We start from the raw sequence: 12831 nt of genomic DNA, 5'->3' as shown, positions 1-12831 counted from the left end.
AGCAACAAAGTTAGACTTTTGCGGGGGGATTGTCGTCACTGAAGTAACGTTTTTCGAACTCTTCCGCCGGAACGGCTTTGGCAAACAGGAATCCCTGACCGCTTTCGACGCCCGCTTTCGCCAGCCAGTCGCGCTGGGCTTCGGTCTCGACGCCTTCGGCAATCACGTGCAGATTCAGGCTGCGCGCCATCTGGATAATGGCTTCCACCATGCTGCTGTCATCCGGCAGCCCGTCGACAAAGGTCTTGTCGATTTTCAGCACGTCCACCGGCAGCGTTTTCATGTGCTGGAGCTGACGCAGACCGGCGTAACCCATGCCGAAATCATCCAGCGCGATGCGGATCCCGGCGTTACGCAGCGGTTTGAGGATCGCCACCGCCTCGTTCGGGTCGTCGATGCGACGGCTCTCGGTGACTTCCAGAATCAGGGTGTCCGGCTTGATACGGTAGCGGTTGATCAGTTCCAGCATCTCCGAAACCATCGTCGGGTGCATCAGCTGTAGCGCCGAGAGATTCACCGACAGCGGCATGTTGATCCCGCGCTCCTGCCAGGCCGACAGCTGGCGGCACGACTCTTCCAGCACCCAGTAGCCAACGGTCACCATCAGGCCGCAGGACTCAATGCGCTCGATAAGCCCCTCAGGCAGCTCCCAGGTACCGTCCGCCTGCTTGACGCGCAGCAGCGCTTCCGCGCTGGTCACTTCGCCCGTCGCAAGGTTGACCTGCGGCTGGAGCCAGATCGCAAAGTGGTCGTTATCCAGCGCGGTGAGAATATCGCTCTCTTCCGTCAGGCGCTGCTGCGCCTTTTCCATCTGCTCCGGCTCGAAGAACTGGATCTGGTTTTTGCCTTTGCGGCGGGCGGTGAACGCCGCCGAGAAGGCGCGGCGATAGAGTTGCTCCGCCGTCAGATCGCCGTAATACATCGCCAGACCGATACTGGCGCTCGGGCGCAGCTGGATGCCCTGAATCGGCAACCGCTCATTAATGACAGTGAGTACTTGCTGACCTAATGTGATGGCGTGCCACGGCTCTTTCACGCCGTGAGCCAGAATAACAAAGTCGTAGCCGCTTACCTGGGTGAGGATCATGCGCGGCGCCAGCACCGATTTAATCTTCTCCACCAGCGTTAAGAGCAGCATCTCGCGCTGACTCTCTTTCAGCACGCCCGCCGTGTCCTGCAGGGTTTCACAGGCGACGGCCATCAGCGCGGTGGTCTGCTGGCGCGCGACGGTCTGCTCCAGCAGCGCCATCAGGAAGGCTTTGTTCGGCAGGTCCGAGACCGGGAAGCGGGTCGCATTGCTGTTCAGCTCATCATGCTGACGCAGCAGGCGCTGCTGATTGATGTTGTAGCTGCGCACCAGCATGCCGATCTCATCATCGTGGTGCAGACGCGGGAGTGCCAGCTGGTGCCCGACCTGGTCCTGCGGGGCAAGGCTGTCCAGCTCGCGGGCGATTTTACGCAGCGGATGGACAATCAAGCGGTTGATACACCAGGTCAGGGCCACGGTGAGGATCAGCGTCAAAAGTAAGTAAGTAGTTACTAACGTTGAGATCCAGCTCATAACAAACTTGTGCATGCGATAGGCGTCGGCCTGCAGCACCAGATAGGCCAGCGGCTGCGGGTTGGCCGGGCGTTCGAGGGAGTAAAGCGGGAGCGAGATCTGCACCGGCAGTTCAAACAGGCGCATGATCATCATCGGCACCGGACGTTCGGGAATAAAGCTCATCCGCAACGCCTGGAATTGATTCGGTAACACCACGTCCGCGCGGCTGACTATCCCCGCAGGCTGAATGCGCTTGATGATGGTTTCTGCGTCGGGGATATCCCCTTTGAGAATGGCCGCAGAGAGCGGTTCACGGACCGATCGGGCAATACTTTCCAGTTGCGAAGCCGTGTTGTAGCGATTCTGCTGTACGGAATGAAACAGCAAAATGACGCAAAAGACGAATACAAACACCATAGTGACGGCAGAAACCATCGCCATTTGTTTGATAGTTAAAGAACGGCTGACACGCAAATTGACTCTCCACAAAACCCGAAGCATAGGGTAACAAAACGTTACCCTATTCCCGGAGGAGTATACCCGATTGCGACGATTTTAAGAGAGACTAAGAAGTGGATTAAAGATAAATCCGGTTACCAGTCCGCGTAAGGGGTTAACGGCTGCGGAGGCAAGTCCATATCGCCCTGCCAGCCCTCTGCCGAGTAGCGCACGTAAAGCAGCGCATGGCTCGGGGTGTAATCTTTCGCCTGCTGAATATCGACGCCCATACCGACAAACCAGTTTGAGGTGACGCGACGTTCGATGATGGCACGAGCGGTGTAACCGGTGCCCTGGCTGCTGCTCCCTGACTCCGTCTGCTCACTCGCCTTCTCGCGGTAATCCGCAGGGATAAGGTTCAGCAGCGGGTAGCGTGGCATAGTTTTGGTACGGGAATGTGACCACGACACCGAGCCCCCCAGTTCCCACGACCAGTTCTCAGTGCGCTGACGCCACAAAACAGGTACGGAGAACGAGAGATATTCCTGAGGGCTGTAGTAACCGCCCTGTCCAAGGGTGTAGTTGCTCAAGTCCTTGTCGTAGTGCCAAATCATGTTGTTGAGGCCGACCGTCACCCGTCGGTTATTTTCATTGATAAGCTTGTAGTAATAGCCCGTCATCCAGCGCACGCGCCAGTTATCCTCAACATTTTTGCCTTCCAGCGTATCCGCCCCCAGACTCGCCCAAACGCCGTTGGCTTCACCTTTATCGTAACTCGCGCTGACTACCCCACCATTAGCTCTGACGCCGCCCCAGGTTTCGCCCGTGTTGCTGTTAGGATCTTTTTGCCCACCGAAAGCCAGTAAGGAACTTGAGATCGGCCGACGATGCACATTCAGCGTATAACCGATGGGCCCCAAATCATTGCTGTAGCTTAACCCGCCGACAACATCGACGACGTCAAAGCCCATTGGCGTTGTGCCAATATCCATCGCCCAGGTGTCATTTTCCCAACCCACCGCGACGCTTGCGCCGCTATCAGATTGACTGCGATCGCCGCCCACGCATGGAACGTCATAGCAAGTCCCGAAATGCGGGGAATAGGTACCGTCGCTTTTTTGGCTAAAGGTCCCAACATCCATATTCACCATGTCGGTACGGAAGAACATCCGTCCGTCCGACAGCGGTGCGTCCACGTGCAGCATGGTGGTGTGCGCTTTCAGGTCGGAGTAACCGCCCGTGCCGCTGGAGCCCCAGTAATCATGCTGCAGGGTGACGTTCACGTCCTGCTGTTTATACAGATCCGCCGCGTCGCTGCGCACGCCGCGTTTCAGCCAGTCGTCTTTTTCGTCATTGCGCGTCAGACGGGTAAAGCTGTCGTTATCTTCAGGGCGCGTGGTGGTGACGCCAGAGGCGACCATTGCATCTTTGTAGGTTTCCAGCGCCTGCTTCGGCTGGCCGCTCTGGGCCTGGAAGTTGGCCGCATCGCGCAGGACCAGCGCACTTTCCATCGACGGTGGCTGAGATTTGGCCTGCGGAATGATTTTGTTGAAGGTCTGCTGCGCGGCAGCCGTATCGCCGAGATCGGACTGCACTCGCGCCACGCGGCGCTGCATGTTGATCGACGGCGCTTCGCCGTTCTGCCCGGCGGGCAGTTTCGCCAGTTCAGCGCGGGCCGCGTCCTTGTTGCCTTCCGCGATATACACTTCCGCGAGGCCCAGCAGCGCGTCTTCGTTTTGCGCTTCGCGTTGCAGCACGCTGTTGTACGCCGCTTTGGCCGAGGCGTTATCCCCGCGCTGCTGCGCCCAGTCGGCCAGCGTTAATTCGATGCGCGTGGAAGGCGGCTGCTGACGCAGCAGGGTTTCCGCCTCGCGCTCCTGGCCGCTGTCGCGCAGGCGGTTGGCGGTTTCCAGCACCTGATCGCTTTGCAGACGGTCGGCCAGCTCCTGAATGTTGCCGCTCCACTTCTCGCGCGGGAGGGTGTTCAGATGGGCGAGCGCGGCGCGGTCCTGATTATTACCAGAGAGGTATAACCCGTAGGCGTATACCTGCTCCGGATCGTTCGGTTTTTGGCTGGCCAGCTGGCGCATCAGGGTGTCTGCCTGGCTGCGCTGTCCGGCGCTGTAGAGATCCCGCGACAGGCGGTAGGTGATCCACACATCGCCCGGCGAAAGCGCCAGACGGCGGCGCTGAATCTCTGCCGCCTGGGCAAATTTGCCCTCGTTTTCCAGCTGTTCCGCCTGGGCTGAGAGCCGGTCGTTGGTCAGGCTGCGTTCGATATCATCGATGCTGCGACGCTGGCTGTTGGAGAGCGAGCGGATGAACTGATCGGCTTTTTCCGGCGATTCGGCGCGGTAGATATTCGCCAGCCCGCGCACCGCATTGCTGTTCCCGCTGTCCATCCGCAGAGCCTGACGATAGAAGCGCTCGGCGGCGGTGTTATCTTTGCGCGCCACGGCGGCATCGCCGAGGCCCAGCACCGCATAGCTGTCGGTGTTGTCGATATTCCGCGCCTGCTGATAATAGCGTTCCGCCTGCGGGACGTTGTTGGCTTTCAGCGCCGCGTCCCCCTGCTGGATCAGCAGCCAGTAGCGGTTCACTTTCAGCAGGCTGTCCCATTTGCCGCGGTTGTCGCTCTGCGGGTCGAGGGCGATCGCTTTTTCAAACTGGGCAACGGCGCGGGCACGATCCCCGCGCTGAGAATAGGCTTGCCCCAGCGCGCCCACGGCTTCGCTGTCGGCGTGATTGGCGCTGACCGCCTGCTGGAGTTCCGACACCGCTTTTCCGCCCTGTCCCGCCTCTACGGCGGCCAGCCCTTCGGCTTTGGCACGGAAAGCTGGATCGGCCAGCTGTTTTTGCTGGGCTTCAAGCTGGGAGCGTGCAGCGGTGACGTTATCGCCCGCGCTGAACACCTGCAGATAGTCCTGAAGCGCTTTTACGCTGCCGGAACTGACCGGCAGGTCTTTGATTTGCTGATACCAGAGACTGGAAGCAGCATCGCGTCCGGCGTTGGATTTCGCCATCTGCTCAAGCACGGCAAAGCCTTCGTCGCGGCGTCCGCTCTGGAACAGCAGCTGCGCCAGCGTGTTCTGCAGATCCGTATTGCCAGGGTTAGTGGCGTTGATGCGTCTGAGATGGTCAATGGCTTCGTTGCGGCGAGCCGGGCTTTTCGCCACCACGGACCAGTATTCTGTCGCGAGAGTGGCGTCGGGAGGATTCCCGGCGAACAGTTTGTCGTAGGCGTCAATCGCCTCCTGGGTATGGCCGGTGGTCGCCAGCAGACGCGCCTGCTGCAGCTCCTGACGCCCTTCCGGCGTGGAGAGCGTCATGGCGTTGCGCGATGATTTATAGGCGCCGGAGGTCGGGGCAAGTCCTTTCAGCCGGTCTAACTCTTTCTGCGCTCCGGCGTTATCGCCCTGTCGCAGCAGGTAGCGGAAACGCGCGGCGATGACGTCCGGGTTATTGGGGTCGATCAACTCAAGGCGATACAGCGACTGGCGAACCAGATCTTCGCGGTGGGTCGATTCGCCCAGACGCACCTGCTCCAGCAGCTGTTGTTGCTGCGGGGAGTTGGCGGCCTGCGCCAGCGGCATCAGCGTTAAGCCGAGCGATAAACTGAGTAAACTTAATGAGAACTTGCGCATTCCTGGCCCCAGTCAGGGTGTAACTCACCCTTTGCGGTGAAACGAAAACGATGCTGATCCCATCCTTGTCCAAACAGGGTCAGTACGTAGCTGTAATAGGCGTCATTACCGGGAAAATGGTCGGCAACACGCTGGCGTTGCACCGCTTGTGCGTCGCGGTCTTGTAAAAACGGCAGCAGTGAGGCGGAGAAACCGACCGGGCCATCGCCCGTGGTTTTACCGCTGGCGACATCGACCTTCTCCGGCGGAACGCCTTTTTTTGTTGTCATCGTCGTCATGGGTTTAAAACGTGCCAGCAGCCGCGTTTTCTGCGGATCCCGGTCGTGCAACATGCCCGCCCAGAGATAGACGCGAATCGCATCGTAGCTGCCGATAAACGTTTTTTCTGGCTTCAGCTGCCAGCCCTTATTTTTTTGATACTGCACCCAGTCGGGTGAAAAGCCCTTTGGCGCGGTTTCCAGCAGCAGTCGCAAATTGGTTTCGCGAAGCGTGGTCCAGGGTGCGCCATAGCGGGTGAAATAGTTCGCCAGCTGGGGCGGGAGATAGCTCGGGTTGAAGCGCCAGGAGGTCTCTTCGGCAAAGCCGATTTTACCGGGCAGCAGCATCAGCCCCAGACCCGGCACTTTGACCACCTCTTCGCGGGCAATGCGTTTGAGCAGCGCTTTCCCGGTCGCGGTGTAGTCCGGCGCGTTCCATAAACGCCCCGCTTCCAGCAGCGACCAGGCGATCCAGATATCGGCATCCGACGCGGAATTGCTGTCGATCACCGCCCAGGCGTCTTTCTCTTTCTGCCCCCACAGCCAGGCGGGGAGATGCTGGCTCAGATCGCCCTGCGCGAGGTTGTCGCGCGTCCAGTCGAGCAGCAGATCAAAGGTCTTACGGTCGTTCGCCGCGAGGGCAAAGAACAGCGCGTAGCTTTGCCCCTCGGAGGTGCTGATTTTGCGCGCGTCACTGGGGTCAATGACGCGCCCGCCCTCGCTGATGTAGTCCTTTTTAAACTGATCCCAGGCAGGCCAGGTGCAGGCGGCGCGAACGTTCGCCGCCGCCATTACCACCATCGCCATTACGCACCAGCGAAACCCTTTCATCACCGGTTACTCACGATCCGAATGCAGACGACGACGGCTGATGATACGCAGCAGACGCCACATCACCCACGCCAGCAGCACGACGCTGATCGCCGCGAATACCGCTAACAGCACCGGGTGGTTCGCCAGGGCATACCACAGACGCTCGAACCACGGCAGATGGCCAACGTAATAGACGTCGCCGACGCGCAGACTGTTAACGCCCGATTCACGGATCACCGCCACCGAACCAAACATTGCCGCCCGCTTGCCGCTGTCGTTCATCGCCGTGTTCAGCAGCTCGTAGCCACGCGGGCTGTCTGCCAGCAGGGCGATGACGCTGCGCTGATCGTTGTACGGAGACTGGAAGCCGACAATCGCCGCCATCGGGCCTTGCGAATTGACGTTCGTCTGTACGCTCGCTTCGCGGTCGGCTTTATCCGGCATGATGCTTGGGAAGGCGGTCTGGCGCAGCGGCGTGTTGACCCAGGACTCGGTCGCATGGACCAGCAGGTCGATACGTTTATCGTCTTTCAGCTTATCCGGGATGTTCCCGATGAGCATGATATCGGCGTCTTTGCCCTGAATCTGGCTGCCATCATCCGTCAGCGTGACGTTAATCGCCGGTAAGCCGGTTTGCGCCCCCACGGAGGCCATGGCGTCGAGCAGGGTCGTGACCTGACCTTCGTTTGGCGCTTTTGGCATCACCACGATGGTTTCAGACAGGTCGGCCATGCGGCTGAACGGGAAGCTGGCGTTGGCAAAGGCACGCAGATCCGGCAGGGCGATGAAGTGGTAATACTTCGAGAAGTCGATGGTGGAGTCGTCACCGATCACCACGTGGTTCGCCACCGGCTGGAAGGTGATGCAGTTATCCACCGAACCGCCCGGCATCGGGTTCATGTACTGGAAATCAAAGCGTAACTGGTTCATCGCCCCGAGTTTCAGCGCCGGAATGGAGACGTCCGTTTTACCGTCCAGCAGACCCTGAAGCACCGGCAGACGCAGCAGCAGTTTGTTGGTGTCCTGACTGCTGGTCAGCGGGAAGGATTGCAGGAACTGGTTGTTCAGGCTGATATCCATCCGCGAGCTGTCTTTGGTCGGCGGCGCGGTGTAGCGGTAGTTCAGATCGATATCGATCCCGTTGCTGCGCAGCAGATAAAGATCCGGTGGCAGATTCAGAGAGACGTTGATCGCGGACGGTTCAAGACCCGTTGACTGGAGCTGCTCTTCATAGGTTTTCAGCTCGCCGAAGGTGACCGCGCGATCGGTGCGGATCCAGTTTGGCGCGTCATACGGCTTACGCGTCAGCAGCGGTTTCACTTCGCCAATGTCGACGCTGTTGCCGCGGAACAGGACGTTACCCTGGGCAATGCCCTTCGCGGCCTGAACCAGATCTTTGTCATCACGACCGAAGACCACTAACAGCTTCACATACGGCTTATCCGGATGACTCATCATTTCGACGGTCGGACCTTTCACTTCCGGATGGTCGCGCAGGAAGGACGGGCGTTTGTCGTTGGTGGCAAACACAATGGCGTTTCTGTCCGGCAGCTTGTCGAACAGCACCGGGAAGCTCTGTCCGCGCCAGCCGGAGCGGGAACCAAACCAGGAGGAGACGATGGTCGCCGCCTGCTGCTGGGCGATATCCGGCGAACCGGCAAAGACGATCGGCAGGTTCAGCTCGCGGTTGTCGCGCGGGTCAAAGAACGGCACCGGGAAGGCGGAGAGGTCGTTTTTCACCGCCAGCGTCTGGTAGGTCATGTTCAGGGACGAGTTACGACCCACGTCCATCCACAGCGTGCTGCTGGCCGGGTTTTCGCAGACGTCGCGGTAGTGGCCGACAAACTCAAGACGCACTCGGTTAAAGTCGGTGATAAACAGCGGGTTGATCGGCACCTGAGCCAGGGTTTTCTTGCCCAGCTGCTCTTTGGTGACCGGCAGCACGCCCATCAGCTCATCGTTGAGATAGACCTTAAGCTGCGACTGCACCGGCAGCAGGGACGGCGATGGCGTGTATTCCAGATTCAGCAGCGCGCTGGAGACCACTTCATCGCTGCGCATGCCAAACTCAACGCCGCCGTTCGGGTTGATCCCGCGCAGGACCATGCTGCCCGGAGGCGGCGCAATCTGCGCAAAGGTCAGCTTCACGTCACGCGACGGAATGTTATCCGCAACGATAGGCGCGTTGGCACCGTTCACACCCGGCATCACCTGGCCGACCGCCTGAGCGCCTGTTGGCGTGCCCGGAAGGGTGTTGCCTTCCGTTGGCTGATTCGGTACCACGTTTTCGGTCTGCGAAGGCGCAGCGGTGACCACCGGATCGGTCGCTTGCGCGACGACAGGTACGGTCGGTGCAGGCGTATTTTCAGGCGCCGCCTGAGCCATCATTGCGGGCAGCGCCGCCACAGCACATATCCAGGAAAGTTTTCTTTTCATCGCGTTATCATCATTGTTGAGCCATAACCGGGTCCGGTTGCTGTTTCGCCTCATCCCGCTCAGGACGACGAGGGATAAACGACACCACCCAGGAAACCAGCGAGGTAAGTGACCGGAAAATTATTTTCACTGACGGCGGAGCAAATTCTGCAAGGTGGCGATAACCACGGAACCCCAACTTCAGAATATCCAGCAGACTTTCCAGTGGTTTATCTTCCGGGAAGCTGTCCTGCCAGAGCGCCCACGTATCCGCGCGGGCGAACGTGCACTGTACAAAATCGATATGTTGCTTTTTGGTGAGCGGCATCAGCTGCAGCCCCACTTCATTGCCCGCCACACGCATGACCTGCGTCGGGAATACGTACTCCTGTTGGCCACGCTTGAGCAGCAGTTTGACCTTCTGCCCTTCAAGCACTTTTGCCTGGCCGTTGATCTTGATGCCTAAGCCGCCGTCGGAGAAGTCCTGAACGGTACAGGAGAAGAGATGGCCGTCTTCACGGGCAATGGCTGCGGGCATGGAGATTTCGACGCGATGGGAGCGGCGAACCTGCTTGCTCTCCACCGATACCGCCACCGCGCCGCCGAGGATAATCAGGTTATAGAAGACCCACGCGAGGCTGACGAACACGGTCAGCACTTCGTTTTCCGGGCCGTAGAAGTAGCGCCAGATCCCCACCAGCACGCCGAAGATATTCAGCAGCACGAGGAAGATGTACGGTCGGGAGATCACCCAGTCGACATACTCCTCTTCCACCAGGCCACCTTTGGCGGTGACGTTGAATTTCCCTTTGTGCGGGTTAATCAGTGCCACCAGCGTCGGCGGCGCGATATACCAGGCCAGCACCGTTTCGTAGATTTCACTCCAGAACGAGTGGCGGTATTTCCCCTGAATCTTCGAGTTGGTCAGGCTGGCGTGGATCATGTGCGGGAGCACGAACAGGGCAATCATCAGCGCCGGGGCAAAGATGATGTACGCGTGCAGCAGCAGGAACGCCAGCGGCGCGGTGAGGAAGATCAGCCGCGGGATACCGGACAGGAAGTGGAACATGGCGTTGACGTAGCACAGGCGCTGCGCGAGCTTCAGCCCTTTACCCGTCAGCGGGTTATCGAGACGGAAAATCTGCACCATCCCGCGCGCCCAGCGGATACGCTGGCCGATGTGCGCGGACAGGGATTCGGTCGCCAGCCCTGCCGCCTGCGGAATACGCATGTACGCCGAGGTGTAGCCGCGACGGTGCAGGCGCAGAGAGGTGTGCGCATCTTCGGTGACAGTTTCGACGGCGATACCGCCGATTTCATCCAGCGGTTTACGGCGAATGACCGCACAGGAGCCGCAGAAGAAGGTCGCATCCCACATGTCGTTCCCGTCCTGCACCAGACCGTAGAACAGCGTGCCTTCGTTTGGCGTCTTGCGAAAACGCCCGAGGTTGCGCTCAAACGGGTCCGGCGAGAAGAAGTGGTGCGGCGTCTGCATCATCGCCAGCTCTTTCTCTTTCAGGAACCAGCCCATGGTCATCTGCAGGAACGAGCGCGTCGGCACGTGGTCGCAGTCGAAAATCGAGACGAATTCGCCGGTGGCGTATTGCAGCGCGTTGTTGATGTTCCCGGCTTTCGCGTGTTCGTGGGTGGTACGGGCGACGTATTTCACCCCGACGCTGTCGGCGAACTGACGAAACTCTTCGCGGCCGCCGTCGTCCAGAATCCAGATATTGAGCTTATCTTTCGGCCAGTCGATGCCGAGAGAGGCGTAGATGGTGTTTTTCACCACGCTCAGATCTTCGTTGTAGGTCGGAACGAAAATATCCACCGTCGGCCACTGTTCGGTGTCTTTTGGCAGCGGAACCGGCTGGCGGTTGAGCGGCCAGACCACCTGGAAATAGCCGAGTACCAGGACGATCCATGCGTAGGTTTCGGCGAACAGCAGAATCAAACCGCAGGTCAGGCTGACCGGGTCATCCCAGTTCAGGGTCGAGGTATAGCGCCACCAGATGTAGCGGCAGGAGACGGTGAGCGAGAGCACAATCAGCATCATTGCCGAGAAGCGCCCCGGAATACGCCGCACCAGCAGCGCCACGCCCCACAGCAGCATCAGGAAGATAAACTGCGCCAGCGGGTTAAACGGCTGGGTGATACAGACCAGCGCCAGAATGAGCGAGAACACGACGATCACGCCCAGAATAAAACGCCGCAAGCCGGGGTGCAGATGCCCCAGCTCTTTTTGCTTATCCAGATGGCTGGTCTGGTCGCTGACGCGCTCAGGCAGCGTTTCCAGCCACTGATGGTAACGACCACGCAGATTTTTTAAGCGACTCACGCTGCGCCAGCGCGGCTCGGTTCTTTGCTGTTTCGCCTGGGTCGCAATCAGCCATAACGCCTGCAGGGCGTATCGCGCGGGGTCCAGCGGGCGCGGGCGATCGGGGTCGAGATGCGGATAGAGCTCGCGATGGCGCGCGCGAATGTGCTGCCAGCGCGGGTGTTCGAGGGGGATAAACATCCATGCCAGAATGATCCAGAAACAGCCCATCGCGGCGCTGAAGGCTGACGCACCGTGACGGCGATAGTTCCGGTAGCGCTCGCCTAAACGCGCGCTGACGGGCGGGATGAGTAACCAGCTGGATAGCCGACTCATAGATGCCCTCCAGCGGGCTCCGGACGTCCGGTATAGTGCAGTAAGCACCAGTTCGCCAGGGTGAGGATCTCTTCTGCGGCCAGGGAATCGCTACGGTATTCGCCCAGCGGCTGTTTGGAGGCCAGGCATTCGGCGATCGCTTCATCGCGATGGACAACCATTGGCAGCAGGCGGCGCTGGCTTTGCAGCCACACCTGATAGAGATCGTCCTGAATCTGGCTGCTCAGACGTAAGTCGTTGATCAGAATATGCGCCCCGTTCGGCAGCACCTGCTGGTGCAGGCGAATATGGCAGTTGGCGTCCGCGTTGACCACGGTCAGCGTGTGGTCGCAGTGTTCGATTAACTGGCGAGTCAGCGGGGAGAATCCGCTCGGGAGATCGAGCAAGATCCACTTGTAATGGCTTTTTTCCTGCAACAGCTGCAGCGCATCGGCAAAATAGCCCAGCGTGCCATAGCGGGTATACATCGACTCTTTTTCGCTGGCGGTCAGCTGACCGAACGGCAGGATATCGAGCTGTGAAGTGTAACGTTGTGCGGTATCACGCCAGTCGCGGCCATCGAGCAGTGCGCGCGCCCAGCCGTCAGAAGTGTCGTAATCGACGTTAAAAGACATGCGAAGCAAATTATCGGGACAGGCATCAATGACCAGTACCGATTCACCTAAAATCTGTAATGCCCATCCTAGCGCTGCTGTTATAGATGTTGTACCAACACCGCCACGAATGCCCTGTAATCCGAGTATGGCCATCAATGGCTCCCTTATTGTTGACGGGCAAATTCAGCTAATAATGGCCAGCGTTTAATAGCCGCTGCCAACTGTTCTCGCTGTGAAATATCGGTGTAGTCTATTTCAGGCAATGAGAAAGCCTGGCTCAACGCCAAAAAATCGTTTTGGAATGTGTACCCAAGGCCAGAATCAACCGGCGTCGCTGGTTCGTTATTATGCATTTTAGTTTCATTCCTTTATTAAATCTAAACGAACAACAGACGTAGCACGGCTTCCTGCCCGCGAAAATTCATTCATATGCTAAATCTGATGGTCTTTAATTTCAATGTTAGGTTTATTTCTC

7 protein-coding genes are annotated in these 12831 nt (G+C 59.0%); all 7 read right to left on the bottom strand.

Annotated elements, in window-relative coordinates; genetic code table 11:
* Positions 1-10 precede the first annotated feature (10 nt).
* The gene (hmsP, locus tag QQF33_RS04325; RefSeq protein WP_285157433.1) at positions 11-2017 is read right to left on the bottom strand and encodes a biofilm formation regulator HmsP; all 2007 of its coding nucleotides are present in this window, start codon (positions 2015-2017) and stop codon (positions 11-13) included.
* Between the two features lie 119 nt (positions 2018-2136).
* Positions 2137-5625: a cellulose synthase complex outer membrane protein BcsC gene (gene bcsC / locus QQF33_RS04320; protein WP_285157432.1), complete on the bottom strand. Its 3489-nt coding sequence runs from the start codon at positions 5623-5625 to the stop codon at positions 2137-2139.
* On the bottom strand, positions 5607-6713 hold the full coding sequence (gene bcsZ, locus QQF33_RS04315) for a cellulose synthase complex periplasmic endoglucanase BcsZ (protein WP_285157467.1): 1107 nt from the start codon (positions 6711-6713) through the stop codon (positions 5607-5609). Before bcsZ ends, bcsC begins: the two co-directional genes overlap by 19 nt.
* 6 nt (positions 6714-6719) lie before the next feature.
* Entirely contained in the window at positions 6720-9131 is a 2412-nt protein-coding gene (gene bcsB / locus QQF33_RS04310; protein ID WP_285157431.1) for a cellulose biosynthesis cyclic di-GMP-binding regulatory protein BcsB, read from the bottom strand.
* A 10-nt stretch (positions 9132-9141) separates the two neighbouring features.
* Positions 9142-11760 carry a UDP-forming cellulose synthase catalytic subunit gene (bcsA, locus tag QQF33_RS04305; RefSeq protein WP_285154084.1) on the bottom strand — a complete coding sequence of 873 codons (2619 nt, stop codon included), beginning with the start codon at positions 11758-11760 and terminating at the stop codon, positions 9142-9144.
* A complete protein-coding gene (gene bcsQ / locus QQF33_RS04300; protein ID WP_282492842.1) occupies positions 11757-12509 on the bottom strand; it encodes a cellulose biosynthesis protein BcsQ in 753 nt (250 codons plus the stop codon). The genes bcsA and bcsQ overlap by 4 nt, the downstream gene beginning before the upstream one ends.
* A gap of 11 nt (positions 12510-12520) precedes the next feature.
* Positions 12521-12709 (bottom strand): cellulose biosynthesis protein BcsR, encoded by a 189-nt coding sequence (gene bcsR / locus QQF33_RS04295; RefSeq protein WP_282492841.1) that lies wholly within the window; start codon positions 12707-12709, stop codon positions 12521-12523.
* Positions 12710-12831 lie beyond the last annotated feature (122 nt).

Source organism: Lelliottia wanjuensis, assembly GCF_030238365.1.
Lineage (GTDB): Bacteria > Pseudomonadota > Gammaproteobacteria > Enterobacterales > Enterobacteriaceae > Enterobacter > Enterobacter wanjuensis.
This window is presented reverse-complemented; position numbering and strand designations above follow the sequence as displayed.